Raw genomic sequence first — 13,761 nt, 5'->3', positions numbered from 1 at the left:
CAGAGGTGGGAAGGTGGTTTACCGGAAAGTGCTCCGGAATTTTCTCAGGCGCAGCGAGTTACTCACCACGAACACTGAGCTGAGCGCCATCGCTGCGCCAGCGAACATGGGGTTGAGCAAGCCGATGGCGGCCACCGGGATGAGCAGCACGTTGTAGGCAAAGGCCCAAAACAGGTTGCCGTGGATGATTCGCAATGTTGACCGCGACAGCCGTATCGCATCGACTGCTGAGCGAGGGTCGTCATTCATGATCGTGATGTCGCTAGCTTCGATCGCGACGTCAGTGCCGGCGCCCATTGCCAGGCCTAGGTCGGCTTGCGCTAGGGCTGCGGCGTCGTTAATGCCGTCGCCCACCATAGCCACGCGTCGGCCCTGCTGTTGCAGCTGGGCAACGTGCGCCACCTTCTCGGCAGGCAAAACATCGGCGACGACGTGGTCGATGCCAAGCTGCTTCGCGACGTCCCGTGCCGCGCCCTCGTTGTCGCCGGTGAGTAACCATGGTTGGATTCCCAACTCCTTCACCTGAGCGATCGCCTCGCGAGCTGCGGGTTTCGGAGTATCGGTGACCACGATAATGCCGTAGCAGGTGTCGTTGACGTACACCGCGACGGGAGTAGCGCCCTGCGCGCGAGCCGCCTCGACGTGCTCCCCGCCGGATTCGGGGCGCCCCACTCTGACCCGCTGGCCTGCCACCACAGCAGAGACACCCTGGCCTGGCTCGGATTGGAAATCCTTAGCTTCAGGAAAGTTTGAGGCTGCCGCCACAATCGCAAGCGCAATGGGGTGCTGGGAGCCATGTTCCACAGCCGCAGCGAGCGCAAGCGTATTCTTCGGGCCGTGTACCTGAGTTACCTGCATGTGACCGGTGGTGAGGGTGCCGGTCTTGTCAAAGACGATCGCGTCAACGCGGCGCGTCGCCTCAAGTACCTCGGGTCCCTTAATTAGCAGCCCCAGCTGCGCGCCGCGTCCTGTTCCCACAAGCAGCGCGGTCGGGGTGGCCAGGCCCAACGCACACGGGCAGGCGATAATGAGCACCGCGACTGCGGCGCCGAAGGAATCGGTGGTGGTGGATCCGAGTAGCAGATGGAGGGCCAGCGTGACCAGGGACGCGATGATGACCACCGGCACAAACACCTGTGACACCTTATCCACGGTCCGCTGGATCGGCGCCTTCTTGGCCTGGGCATCGCTGACCAACCGGCCCATTGCCGCCAGGGTAGTATCAGGGCCGACGCGGGTGGCTTCCACCACCACGTGCCCGGAAAGGTTCATGGTTGCGCCGGTTACCTGGCTGCCGGGAGCAATCTCCACCGGTACCGACTCGCCTGTGAGCATCGACTCGTCCACCGCCGAGGAGCCAGAGACCACAACGCCATCGGTAGCGATTTTCTCCCCGGGGCGCACGGAAAACTGCTGGCCAGGACGTAGCTGGGCGATGGGGATGCGACGCTCTGCGCCGTCGATAAGCACGGCGACGTCCTTCGCGCCAAGGTCCAGCAGCGCCTTGAGTGCGGCGGAGCTGCGCCCCTTCGCCCGCTCCTCAAACCACCGGCCGAGCAGGAGAAATACGATCACCATCGACGCGGTCTCGAGGTAAATCCCGTGCGAGGAATGCGCCGTGACACTCATGTGCATGGTCATGCCAGGACGGCCGGCGTCACCAAACACCAGGGCTATCAGTGACCAGGCGAATGCCGCGGTGGTGCCCAGCGAAATGAGCGTATCCATGGTGAACGCGCCGTGGCGCAGATTGATCACAGCCGCACGGTGAAACGGCCACCCGCTCCACAGGTACACCGGCGTGGCAAGCGCCAACACCACCCACTGCCAGTAGGGAAACTGCCAGGCAGGAAGCATTGACAGCACCATGACGGGTACGGCAAACACACACGCAAACGCTAACCGACGCGATAAGTCACCCGCCGGTTCCGGCTCATCATCCTGCACCTCGGACGCCCCATAGCCGGTCTTTTCGATCACGGCGATGAGCTGTGGCACGTCCACCTTGGTGGGGTCGAACGATACCGAGGCGGTCTCCGTGGCGAAATTGACAGTAGCCTCAACACCATCGACTTTGTTCAGCTTCCGCTCGACGCGCGACGAACACGACGTGCATGTCATTCCGGTCACGCCTAAGTCAACATGCTGCACGGTCATGGGGCCTCCTTGATCGAGATGGCAGCCATCATACCCCTAGGGGGTATATGGGTGGGAGAGAAAAAGGGCCCCACAGGGCCCTGCGGCAACTAGCGCTCAACCACCTTGTAGCCAGCCTCAATGACGGCTTCAATGATGGCGTCGTCAGAAAAATCCTCACCATGAACGGCCATGAGACCACTCGCAAGATCGATGTCCACGCCCTGGGTGCCAGGAACCTCGTTCACCTCGGCCTCAACAGCCTTCACGCAGTGCTCGCAGGTCATGCCCTCGATCTGGTAATTCTTAGTCACTGAAAATCAAGCCCTTTCGAACTGGCAGGATAATACTCATATTCTTCTACGAATTATTATCTACCAGTCAATCCCAAAAGTAGTAAACGTGTGGCTGGTCACAACAAGGTCCGCGGGAATAAGTGACAGATAGGTAAGGTTGTACGAGTTAATAAAAACTCGAAACATCAAGGAGAAACCATGGCAACCGTAAACATCACCGAAGCTGACTTTGAAAAAACCATCATGGACGGCGGGATCGTCCTCGTCGATTTCTGGGCATCCTGGTGCGGTCCATGCCGTCAGTTCGCCCCGGTATTTGAAAAGGTCTCCGATAACCACACCGACGCCGTTTTCGCCAAGGTAGACACCGACGCCAACCAGCAGCTCTCCGCCGCGCTGCAGATTCAGTCCATCCCAACCCTGATGGCATTCCGCGACGGCATCATGGTATTCCGCCAGGCTGGCGTCCTCCCAGCCCCAGCCCTCGAAGACCTCATCACCCAGATCAAGGGACTGGATATGGATGACGTGCGCCGACAGGTAGCAGAGCAGGAGTAGGGTTCCGCGCGAGATTTAGCGTACCGATGGGATTTTCAAAGCCTGGATCGTCCCATCCGTACGCTCGATTTTTCTTCCCCCGCGTAACTTCAACACTGCGCTAAACGATGTCTGCCGAAGGTAACAGAACGTTGATAGATATTCATTTGCCCTGAATTTGTGCTGGATTCGCCCTACACTGAGGGGAAACCGATTTGAAATTAGTGAAGGAAGTTGACTCTTATGACGAATCCATTCAGCAAGGGTTGGAAGTATCTGACTGCGTCGCTTGACGCGAAGATTGATGAGAATGCTGACCCGAAGGTGCAGATCCAGCAGGCGGTTGACGCTGCGAAGGAGCAGCACCGGAAGGTTACTGAGCAGGCCGCTGCGGTGATTGGTAACCAGCGGCAACTGGAGATGCGCCTGGATCGGCTGGTGAAGGAGCAAGCCAGCCTGCAGGATAAGGCCCGCCAGGCAATTATGGCGGCTGATAAGGCCAGCGCGGATGGAGATGACGCGAAAGCTGCCGAGTTTACGAACACTGCCGAGATCTTCGCATCTCAGCTGGTGGCTGTGGAGCAGCAGCTGGAGCAGACGAAGGCGATGCATTCCCAGGGCGCGGCCGCCGCTGAGCAGGCGAAGAAGCAGCAGAAGGAATCTGAGATGCGCCTCAAGGAGCAGATGTCTCAGATTGATGAGCTCACTGCGCAAGCCGATCAGGCTGTGATGCAGGAGAAGGTGGCTAGGTCTATGGACACCATCAATCAGTTCGGCAAGGACGATGACGCCGTTCCGACTCTCGATGAGGTGCGTGAGAAGATCGAGCGTCGTTACGCCAATGCGTTGGGTGCTCAGGAACTGACCGAGTCCACGATCGGTGACCGCATGGCAGAGATCCAGTCCGAGGGGGTGGACCTGAAGGCGAACGCGCGCCTGGAAGAGATCCGGGCGGCGATGAACGCCGAAAACCAGGAGCTCACTGCGGGTGAGTCTCCGGCCGATGCTCCCGGCGAGGATGCGGAGCCCGCAGAAGAGCAGTAACGAAAAATGCTCCCCTTGGGGGAGCATTTTTGGTTAGGAATCGCGCCGGTTCAAGTTGATGAGCACGCCGCGGATTCCGGAGTGGAAACCGTCGCGCAGATTGACGCGCTGTGACTCAGTCAGCGTGTATTCGTGCAGCGTTTCGCAGGCGAACTGCAGCAGCGGCCGGTCGATTTCGGGTGGGAGTCCGCCACCGGAGAACAGGTGCGCGGAGTCGCGCTGCTCTGGGGAGGCAGCGTTGTCATACCACCAGGAAGCGTACTGTTGTCCCACGTCAAACGGGGTTTGGAATCCTGCCGACGCCCACACCTCATTGGGGAGTGGTACGTAGCGGGAGCGCAGCTTCCGGCGGGGCGCCATCATGGATGGGTTAGGAGCTGGGCGGGTCGCCGTCTCCTCCTCGTCATCAGACTCGGGTTCGGCCTGGGCTTTCGCGGCCTGCTGGGCGAGGAGTGCCGGCGAGGGAGCGACGGGCTTGGCGTCGGCAAGCTGGTTGCGTTCGCCTTCGGTGAGGCAGTCTGCCTCTGTTTCGCCGGGCTTTTCGACGGCCGGTTCCCCCGGTCGCGCTGGGAAATGAGGTTCGGCGTCGTCGAAACTCGTCGTGCCGTCCTCGTCGATCGGTTCCGCATCGCCGATCGGTTTTGTGCGCACCACCGGAGGCAGTGGGCCCTCGAGAACCTGCAGCTGCATGCACTCGGAGAAGTCTTCCCGAGGGTCCAAAATGGTGGTGGAATCGCAGGCGTGGCGCAGCGCCGAGGACATGGAATCCCAGCCGAAGCCGTACAGATGCACGCGCACGCCGGCGTTGACGGCTTCCTGGACGCCGGGAATCATGTCGGCATCGCCAGAAACCAGCACGATGTCAGAGCAAGTTCCGCGCACCCCAGCGAGCACGAGATCGGCAACGAGTCGCGTATCCACGGCCTTTTGCGTGCGACGCTCGCCCCACTCGATCAGCTGCCCAGCGCGCAGTTGCACGCCATCGCACGTGCGTAGTGCCCGCTGATAGCGGTGCGGGCCGGTGTCGGGGATACCGTCGTACCAGAACTGGCGGTGAATTGGCTGCTTAATTTGGTTTTCGATCATGTTGCCGAGGACGGCAACTACTTCCGGAAGGTCAATTTCTAATTGGGCTCGTGCCCCAGTTTCCCAAGAGTTGTAAAAGCTTGCAAGCAGGTAAGACGTGTCCACATAGACAAGTGTTCGTTCAAGCATGGCTCCTAATTTCCGTTCATTTGTTGTAACTAAGTTGTGTATAACCAGCATGCCTTATAACGGGTGCCTACGTCGAAAAATTCCCACAAGTTGACGGTGTCCTGCGGGTTTAAGAGCAAAAATTTTTTAGTACCCATTGTCAACGTCGTGGTGCGGTGTTATGGTTGGCTACGCAAGTAACCAACCAAGTAACTGGGGGCGGTATGGACGAGTCAACGGTGCCACTGTTCCGGCAGATAGCTGACCTTATTGAAGATTCGATCGTTGAGGGATCACTTAGGGTCGGGCAGCAAGCGCCGTCAACGAATGAGCTTGCAGCCTTCCATCGGATCAATCCGGCTACCGCCCGGAAAGGTCTGGCCCTACTCGTAGACAGTGGGGTTTTGGAAAAACGAAGGGGAATCGGCATGTTCGTCACCGCCGAAGCACCCGTGTTGATTGTGAACCGGCGTCGTGAAGCCTTCGCTGCCGACTACCTTGCTCCCCTCATCGACGAAGCCGTCAAACTTGGCGTCGCCCGCAGCCACCTGCACGAACTCATCGACCAGGTAGCCGAAAGCCGTGGCCTATACAAGGAGTAACCATGATTACCGCCCGTAACCTCACCGCGAAATACAAAGAGCCAGTGCTACAAGATCTATCTCTTGAGCTGGCGCCGACCATGATTCACGGACTCATCGGCCCCAACGGCTCCGGAAAGACCACCTTGATGCGTGTACTGGCTGCCCAACTGCCCCACGATGGCGAGCTATCAGTCTTCGGCGCGGATCCCTTCGACAACGAGCGGGCGATGGATGGCATCGTCTTCTCCGGCGCGGACATGGCGTTCCCGATGAACTGGAAAGCGAAAAAGATCTTCGGTCTCGGGGCCAAGCGCTGGCACACCTTCGACCTCGACCGGGCATACGAGCTGCTCCAACGCTTCGACGTCCCCGCCGACAAAGCCTACGGAAAGCTCTCGCTCGGCCAAAAATCCGCCGTCGCTGTGGTATTTGCGCTCGCGGCCGGCTGCCCCTTCACGCTTCTCGACGAACCCTACCTCGGCATCGACGCGCAGCGGCGCGAATTGCTCTACCGCATCCTCCTGGAAGAACAGGAAAAACACCCGCGCACGATCCTGCTCTCTACCCACCACATCAACGAAAGTGCGCGCGTTCTTGATGCGGTGCACCTCATCCGAGACGGGCATGTGCATCTGTCCTCCGATGTAGGAACGCTAACAAGTGAAATTTTCTCGGTCGCAGGACCTGCTGAAGTTCTTGGCCACTGGGATCAGCGGGTGCTCGTGAAGGAAACCGTCGGGGGAGTAACCAAACTTATCGTCGATGCGCGTGGCGGGACCGAGCTGCCGAACGGCGCTCACGTGCGCACAAGCCCAGTAGATTTGGAAACTGCAGTACTGGCCCTCCAGGAGGCGCAACGATGAAATGGACCTCAATAGTGCAGCTCTACATCGATCCGAAAGTGCTGCTGTGGTACGTATTCTTCATCTGTTATCTGCCGCTGTTGAACATCGTCAACGGCGCATTCATTGAAGTGGCAGTATTCCTCGGTTCCGCATTGATCGTCGGGTTCATAAGTGTAGACCCCGGAAGGGCAAGGTTGTACGGGCTCTCGCAGAACCGGATCCGCCGAAATCGCCTCACCCACGCCGGAGTTGTGGCTCTCATTATCACTCTCGGACTGCTCCCAGGCTGGCTCATCAGCGGCAACAATAGCTTCTGGGGTGCAGTCGCAGGCAGTGTCGTAGGGATCGGAGTGCAGCTGCGTCGCGCACCGGAAAAATCATTCGAAGCGCGACAGCCATGGACGTTCTACACAGACACTGTAAGGGGCATTCGTTACGACATCATCTATCGGCCGATGATTTTTTGGCTCATTATCCCGGCGGCCATCATCGCTATGTACCTGATAACAGGAATAGGGAAAGTTGATGCCGTAAGCGAGATTATTCCCACGAGTATGGGATACGGCGCCGCAGTAATCACGGGATGCGCAGTGATGTTGAAAAACCAAACCTCAGTATCAAAGCTCTATGGGCGAGCACCAACGAACATCTACCGAGATGTTGCGATCAGCACCGGAGGTTTGGTCACCGCAATGTTCCTGGCAAACGTGATCGTAGGGCTGGTTCGGAGCGCGTCCTATGAATGGTGGCATTTCCTGCCCTTGTTTGCGCTCAGTCTTTACTTGCACATGGCGATTCTGCTTGCCGCATACCGAAAAATTGGTGTGGCGACGCCGCTGTTGCTCTTCATCGCGCTATTTGGTCTATCCATAGTCTTTGGTCTCTATGGAGAAGAACAACGCCCCACCATCGCCGTGACCGTCGTGGTAGCGCTCGCGTGGCTAATTGCTTTGGTTGGGTACCTGCCAAAAAGAGCGCGCAGTGGATACTTCGGATCCTCAGGCCTACGAGAGATGATGGGGCAAGGACAAAAGATAAACCTCTAAAAACCCTGTTTTACCTGCGGGTTTGTATTGTTGGTTGGGTGTGTGTAACTTTATGTGAGTCAGCGCGACCGACAACGCCCCGCTTGAGTGTGTGTGGCGGTAGGAAAACGAGTCGCTGATGGACAAGCCTTCTTTCTTTCGCTGGTTTTGCTGGTGTGGGTTGGTTGTGCGTGTGTTGTTTGAGAACTCAATAGTGTGCCAAGTACTTTTATTTTTTGTTTTTTGGTTGTGTGTTGGTGCCGGCAGGCCAGGAGTGGTCTGTGTAAGCGCTTTAATACTCAATTTTTTGTGGTTTTTGGTGTCTTCCTCGTCGGATGTACCAGGAACTGTTTTTTGGACAATCATCATTATGTTTGTGCTGGTTGTTTGTTTTGCTAGGTTTTTGGCTTTTCATATGGCTGATTATCGAATGGTTTTTATGGAGAGTTTGATCCTGGCTCAGGACGAACGCTGGCGGCGTGCTTAACACATGCAAGTCGAACGGAAAGGCCCTGCTTGCAGGGTACTCGAGTGGCGAACGGGTGAGTAACACGTGGGTGATCTGCCCTGCACTTTGGGATAAGCCTGGGAAACTGGGTCTAATACCGAATATGACTCTTCTTTAGTGTGGAGAGTGGAAAGCTTTTGCGGTGTGGGATGAGCCCGCGGCCTATCAGCTTGTTGGTGGGGTAATGGCCTACCAAGGCGTCGACGGGTAGCCGGACTGAGAGGTCGATCGGCCACATTGGGACTGAGACACGGCCCAGACTCCTACGGGAGGCAGCAGTGGGGAATATTGCACAATGGGCGCAAGCCTGATGCAGCGACGCCGCGTGGGGGATGACGGCCTTCGGGTTGTAAACCTCTTTCGCTAGGGACGAAGCGTAAGTGACGGTACCTAGATAAGAAGCACCGGCTAACTACGTGCCAGCAGCCGCGGTAATACGTAGGGTGCGAGCGTTGTCCGGAATTACTGGGCGTAAAGAGCTCGTAGGTGGTTTGTCGCGTCGTCTGTGAAATACCGGGGCTTAACTTCGGAGCTGCAGGCGATACGGGCATAACTTGAGTGCTGTAGGGGAGACTGGAATTCCTGGTGTAGCGGTGAAATGCGCAGATATCAGGAGGAACACCGATGGCGAAGGCAGGTCTCTGGGCAGTAACTGACGCTGAGGAGCGAAAGCATGGGTAGCGAACAGGATTAGATACCCTGGTAGTCCATGCTGTAAACGGTGGGCGCTAGGTGTAGGGGTCTTCCACGACTTCTGTGCCGTAGCTAACGCATTAAGCGCCCCGCCTGGGGAGTACGGCCGCAAGGCTAAAACTCAAAGGAATTGACGGGGGCCCGCACAAGCGGCGGAGCATGTGGATTAATTCGATGCAACGCGAAGAACCTTACCTGGGCTTGACATATACAGGACCGGGCCAGAGATGGTCTTTCCCTTGTGGCTTGTATACAGGTGGTGCATGGTTGTCGTCAGCTCGTGTCGTGAGATGTTGGGTTAAGTCCCGCAACGAGCGCAACCCTTGTCTTATGTTGCCAGCAATTCGGTTGGGGACTCATGAGAGACTGCCGGGGTTAACTCGGAGGAAGGTGGGGATGACGTCAAATCATCATGCCCCTTATGTCCAGGGCTTCACACATGCTACAATGGTCGGTACAACGCGTCGCGAGCCTGTGAGGGTGAGCTAATCGCTGAAAGCCGGCCTCAGTTCGGATTGGGGTCTGCAACTCGACCCCATGAAGTCGGAGTCGCTAGTAATCGCAGATCAGCAACGCTGCGGTGAATACGTTCCCGGGCCTTGTACACACCGCCCGTCACGTCATGAAAGTCGGTAACACCCGAAGCCAGTGGCCCAACCTTTGTGGGGGGAGCTGTCGAAGGTGGGATCGGTGATTGGGACGAAGTCGTAACAAGGTAGCCGTACCGGAAGGTGCGGCTGGATCACCTCCTTTCTAAGGAGCTTATTTTTGTGACACGCAGTTGCGTGTTTGTGCCAGCTGAGTCGCCGTGTGTGTGGCTGTTGGTTTTATTTATCGGGTGGACGCCAGCTAGCCATCGATATGGTGGTGGTCGGCATGATCGAAAAACAGATAATTAGTGTTGGGTGTTTGGTGCGCTGTTGGGTGTCTGGGGCAGCATGTGTTGTTCCTTTTTCTGGCCTGGTGTGCTGCCACTGTTGTGGTGGTGGCTGGTGGGTTGGGTGTGTTGTGTGAGAACTGTATAGTGGACGCGAGCAATTTTTTTCATCTTTATTTTTTGTTTAGTGTTTTAGTATTGTGTGCCTTGTTTATGGTGTTTTTGTTACTTAAGGGCGCACGGTGGATGCCTTGGCAATCCAAGCCGATGAAGGACGTGTAAGGCTGCGATAAGCCTCGGGGAGTTGCCAATAGAGCGTTGATCCGAGGGTGTCCGAATGGGGAAACCTGGCTACAGTGATGTGTAGTTACCTGCCCATGAATTCATAGTGGGTTTGGGGGTTACGCGGGGAAGTGAAACATCTCAGTACCCGTAGGAGAAGAAAACAAGAGTGATTCTGCTAGTAGCGGCGAGCGAACGTGGATTTTTGGCTAAACTGCATGCGTGTGATACTCGGCAGGGGTTGCGTGTGTGGGGTTGTGGGGATGAACTTTTTCCAATACTGCCGTGTTGGTCGTGTGTTTGTGTGTGTTAGGGGAAGTGGTGTGGAAATGCCTGCCGTAGACGGTGATAGCCCGGTACCTGAAAATGCATGCTGCGTGCGTGTTTGTTTCCCGAGTAGCAGCGGGCTCGTGGAATCTGCTGTGAATCTGCCGGGACCACCCGGTAAGCCTGAATACTTGGATTGACCGATAGCGGATGAGTACCGTGAGGGAATGGTGAAAAGTACCCCGGGAGGGGAGTGAAATAGTACCTGAAACCGTGTGCTTACAATCCGTCAGAGCCTTTTTTAAGGTGATGGCGTGCCTTTTGAAGAATGAGCCTGCGAGTCAGCGGCATGTCGCGAGGTTAACCCGTGTGGGGTAGTCGTAGCGAAAGCGAATACTAACGAGTGTGTTTAGTGGCATGTCTTGGACCCGAAGCGGGGTGATCTACCCATGGCCAGTGTGAAGCAGCTGTAAGAGGTTGTGGAGGCGCGAACCCACTTAGGTTGAAAACTGAGGGGATGAGTTGTGGGTAGGGGTGAAAGGCCAATCAAACTCCGTGATAGCTGGTTCTCCCCGAAATGCATTTAGGTGCAGCGTTGTGTGTTGCTTGCTGGAGGTAGAGCTACTGGTTGGTTTAGCGGGACTATCATCTTAGCGACGTCAGCCAAACTCCGAATGCCGGTTTAAGTTAGCGCAGCAGTGAGACTGCGGGGGATAAGCTTCGTAGTCGAGAGGGAAACAGCCCAGATCGCCGGTTAAGGTCCCTAAGAGTGTACTAAGTGGAAAAGGATGTGGGATCGCTTAGACAGCCAGGAGGTTGGCTTAGAAGCAGCCATCCTTGAAAGAGTGCGTAATAGCTCACTGGTCGAGTGGTTCTGCGCCGACAATGTAGTGGGGCTCAAGTACACCACCGAAGCCGCGGCAAGCAATGTTTGTTGTTTGGGTAGGGGAGCGTCGTGCACGTGTGGAAGCGCCCGGGTGACCGTGGTGTGGAGTGTGTGCGAGTGAGAATGCAGGCATGAGTAACGATTGATAAGTGAGAATCTTATCCGCCGGATGACTAAGGGTTCCTGGGTCAAGTTCGTCTTCCCAGGGTGAGTCGGGGCCTAAGGCGAGGCCGACAGGCGTAGTCGATGGATAACGGGTTGATATTCCCGTACCCGAGTGTGTGCGACCATGGTGAATCAGTGATACTAACCGCCCTGATCGTCGTCTGCGTCCTTTGGGATGTGGTTGGTGTGATGCGTGGGGCCTGATCTGGTAGTAGCTAAGTGATGGGGTGACGCAGTGAGGTAGCCGAGCCACTTATTGGATTGTGGTGTAAGCGTGTAGCCTGTGGCCTAGGTAAATCCGGGACCACGTTTTGGGTGAGGCGTGATGCGTAGACCTTTGTTGGTTGATGTTGGTGATCCTGTGCTGTCGAGAAAAGCCTCTAGCGATGTGCATATTCGGCCCGTACCCGAAACCGACACAGGTAGTCAGGTAGAGAATACTAAGGCGTTCGGGTGAACTGTGGTTAAGGAACTCGGCAAAATGCCCCCGTAACTTCGGGAGAAGGGGGGCCATGGCTGGTGATCGTCTTTTCGGTGTGAGCTGGTTGTGGTCGCAGAGAATAGAGGGAAGCGACTGTTTATTAAAAACACAGGTCCGTGCGAAGACGGTGAAGTCGATGTATACGGACTGACGCCTGCCCGGTGCTGGAAGGTTAAGAGGACCTGTTAGGTAGTAATACCGAAGCGGAGAATTTAAGCCCCAGTAAACGGCGGTGGTAACTATAACCATCCTAAGGTAGCGAAATTCCTTGTCGGGTAAGTTCCGACCTGCACGAATGGCGTAACGACTTCCCTGCTGTCTCAACCACAGGCCCGGTGAAATTGCAGTACGAGTAAAGATGCTCGTTACGCGCGGCAGGACGAAAAGACCCCGGGACCTTCACTATAGCTTGGTATTGGTGTTTGGTGCGGTTTGTGTAGGATAGGTGGGAGACTGTGATGCAGCGTCGCTAGGTGTTGTTGAGTCGTTGTTGAAATACCACTCTGATCGTAGTAGATACCTTGAACCTCGGCCCATGATCTGGGTTAGGGACAGTGCCTGGTGGGTAGTTTAACTGGGGCGGTTGCCTCCTAAAGAGTAACGGAGGCGCCCAAAGGTTCCCTCAGCCTGGTTGGCAATCAGGTGGTGAGTGTAAGTGCACAAGGGAGCTTGACTGTGAGACTGACAGGTCGAGCAGGGACGAAAGTCGGGACTAGTGATCCGGCACCTACTTGTGGATGTGGTGTCGCTCAACGGATAAAAGGTACCCCGGGGATAACAGGCTGATCTTCCCCAAGAGTCCATATCGACGGGATGGTTTGGCACCTCGATGTCGGCTCGTCGCATCCTGGGGCTGGAGTAGGTCCCAAGGGTTGGGCTGTTCGCCCATTAAAGCGGCACGCGAGCTGGGTTTAGAACGTCGTGAGACAGTTCGGTCTCTATCCGCCGCGCGCGTGGAAACTTGAGAAAGGCTGTCCCTAGTACGAGAGGACCGGGACGGACGTACCTCTGGTGTGCCAGTTGTACCGCCAGGTGCATGGCTGGTTGGCTACGTACGGAAGGGATAACCGCTGAAAGCATCTAAGCGGGAAGCCTGTTTTGAGATAAGGTTTCTTTTGAGGTTCCCTCTAGATTAGGGGGTTGATAGGCCAGATCTGGAAGCGCTGTAAGGTGTGGAGGTGACTGGTACTAATTGGCCGATAATGAAAACACCTGCCTTTGGGTGCACATGTAGTGCTAAACGTTGGGTGGAAATTAAGTGTTGTTCGTGTTCATTGTGCAGTGTCTGACGCAGCACACGGTGTGTGTGTTTGTGTTGTTGGTTGTGTCGGTGGTTGTTAGCGTGAGGGAAACGCCCGGTCCCATTCCGAACCCGGAAGCTAAGCCTTGCTGCGCCGATGGTACTGCACCTGGGAGGGTGTGGGAGAGTAGGTCACTGCCGGCCTAAAAACTTCAAACATGAAAAGCGGTGTGTGTAGGATGTGAAGTCCTAGACACACCGCTTTTCGTCATCTAGTTAAAAGATGGGGTGTGTGGAACAGGTTGTGTTCCGCACACGCCTCTTTTTGTGTTTTGGTGTGGGGTGAGCTGTCATGATTCTTGTTGACGGTGAAACCCTCAACGACAAGGATGTGTGATTATGCCGAAGGCTTATCCAAAAGAATTTCAACAGCAGTGCGTGGATGCGGTTCTCGTGTTGGGCAAGACACGCGAGGAAGTCGCTGCCGAGTACGGGATCTCCTCCTCAGCTCTGGGCCGGTGGGTGGCCAAAGCCAAAGGCACCCAAGGCACCGGCCGCGGCTCTCACCTGCGCAAAGCAGACCCCAACTCCCAAGACCCAGCTGAAATGACCAAACGAATCCGGGAGCTGGAGCTTGAAAACGAGTTCTTAAAAAAAGTCAGCGCCTTCTTTGCCAAGGAGCAGTAGAAGACGACTTCTTC

9 protein-coding genes, 3 rRNA genes and 1 pseudogene are annotated in these 13,761 nt (G+C 56.2%); 9 read left to right on the top strand and 4 right to left on the bottom strand.

Going from position 1 to position 13,761, the window contains the following annotated elements:
• Positions 1 to 18 precede the first annotated feature (18 nt).
• Together HW450_RS07065 and HW450_RS07060 are read right to left on the bottom strand one after the other, a co-directional pair.
• Positions 19 to 2,157 (bottom strand): heavy metal translocating P-type ATPase, encoded by a 2,139-nt coding sequence (locus HW450_RS07065; RefSeq protein WP_182384953.1) that lies wholly within the window; start codon positions 2,155 to 2,157, stop codon positions 19 to 21.
• An 89-nt stretch (positions 2,158 to 2,246) separates the two neighbouring features.
• Positions 2,247 to 2,450, bottom strand: coding sequence for a heavy-metal-associated domain-containing protein (locus HW450_RS07060; protein ID WP_232843204.1), 204 nt, complete (start codon positions 2,448 to 2,450; stop codon positions 2,247 to 2,249).
• Positions 2,451 to 2,579: 129 nt separating this feature from the next.
• On the opposite strand from HW450_RS07060, the gene trxA reads away from it, so the two are divergent.
• Both trxA and HW450_RS07050 read left to right on the top strand, forming a co-directional pair.
• On the top strand, positions 2,580 to 2,990 hold the full coding sequence (gene trxA, locus HW450_RS07055) for a thioredoxin (protein WP_407926304.1): 411 nt from the start codon (positions 2,580 to 2,582) through the stop codon (positions 2,988 to 2,990).
• A 222-nt stretch (positions 2,991 to 3,212) separates the two neighbouring features.
• Positions 3,213 to 4,013 (top strand): PspA/IM30 family protein, encoded by an 801-nt coding sequence (locus HW450_RS07050; RefSeq protein ID WP_182384951.1) that lies wholly within the window; start codon positions 3,213 to 3,215, stop codon positions 4,011 to 4,013.
• A gap of 33 nt (positions 4,014 to 4,046) precedes the next feature.
• On the opposite strand, the pseudogene HW450_RS07045 reads toward HW450_RS07050, so the two are convergent.
• Positions 4,047 to 5,228: pseudogene (locus HW450_RS07045) on the bottom strand (NYN domain-containing protein).
• A 203-nt stretch (positions 5,229 to 5,431) separates the two neighbouring features.
• On the opposite strand from HW450_RS07045, the gene HW450_RS07040 reads away from it, so the two are divergent.
• From HW450_RS07040 to HW450_RS07030, 3 genes are read left to right on the top strand one after another with little or no spacing between them, the layout of a single operon-like run.
• Positions 5,432 to 5,809, top strand: a complete 378-nt coding sequence (locus HW450_RS07040; RefSeq protein WP_182384949.1) for a GntR family transcriptional regulator — start codon at positions 5,432 to 5,434, stop codon at positions 5,807 to 5,809.
• A gap of 2 nt (positions 5,810 to 5,811) precedes the next feature.
• Positions 5,812 to 6,654 carry an ATP-binding cassette domain-containing protein gene (locus HW450_RS07035; RefSeq protein WP_182384948.1) on the top strand — a complete coding sequence of 281 codons (843 nt, stop codon included), beginning with the start codon at positions 5,812 to 5,814 and terminating at the stop codon, positions 6,652 to 6,654.
• Between the two features lie 14 nt (positions 6,655 to 6,668).
• Complete coding sequence (locus HW450_RS07030) at positions 6,669 to 7,682, top strand: hypothetical protein (protein ID WP_220463887.1); 1,014 nt, start codon at positions 6,669 to 6,671, stop codon at positions 7,680 to 7,682.
• Here the strand turns inward: HW450_RS07030 and HW450_RS07025 are convergent.
• Positions 7,641 to 8,030, bottom strand: a complete 390-nt coding sequence (locus HW450_RS07025) for a hypothetical protein (RefSeq protein WP_182384946.1) — start codon at positions 8,028 to 8,030, stop codon at positions 7,641 to 7,643. The genes HW450_RS07030 and HW450_RS07025 overlap by 42 nt on opposite strands.
• Positions 8,031 to 8,097: 67 nt before the next feature.
• On the opposite strand from HW450_RS07025, the gene HW450_RS07020 reads away from it, so the two are divergent.
• The 4 genes from HW450_RS07020 to HW450_RS07005 all read left to right on the top strand — a co-directional run bounded on the left by HW450_RS07020 (position 8,098) and on the right by HW450_RS07005 (position 13,747).
• Positions 8,098 to 9,615 (top strand): 16S ribosomal RNA (locus HW450_RS07020).
• A 342-nt stretch (positions 9,616 to 9,957) separates the two neighbouring features.
• Positions 9,958 to 13,032 (top strand): 23S ribosomal RNA (locus HW450_RS07015).
• A gap of 114 nt (positions 13,033 to 13,146) precedes the next feature.
• Positions 13,147 to 13,264 (top strand): 5S ribosomal RNA (rrf, locus tag HW450_RS07010).
• Together the 16S, 23S and 5S rRNA genes form the textbook arrangement of a ribosomal RNA operon.
• A 195-nt stretch (positions 13,265 to 13,459) precedes the next feature.
• On the top strand, positions 13,460 to 13,747 hold the full coding sequence (locus tag HW450_RS07005) for a transposase (RefSeq protein ID WP_182384945.1): 288 nt from the start codon (positions 13,460 to 13,462) through the stop codon (positions 13,745 to 13,747).
• The last annotated feature ends 14 nt before the right edge of the window (positions 13,748 to 13,761 follow it).

The sequence above is a fragment of the Corynebacterium hindlerae genome (assembly GCF_014117265.1).
In the GTDB taxonomy this organism is placed as follows: Bacteria; Actinomycetota; Actinomycetes; order Mycobacteriales; family Mycobacteriaceae; genus Corynebacterium; species Corynebacterium hindlerae.
This window is presented reverse-complemented; position numbering and strand designations above follow the sequence as displayed.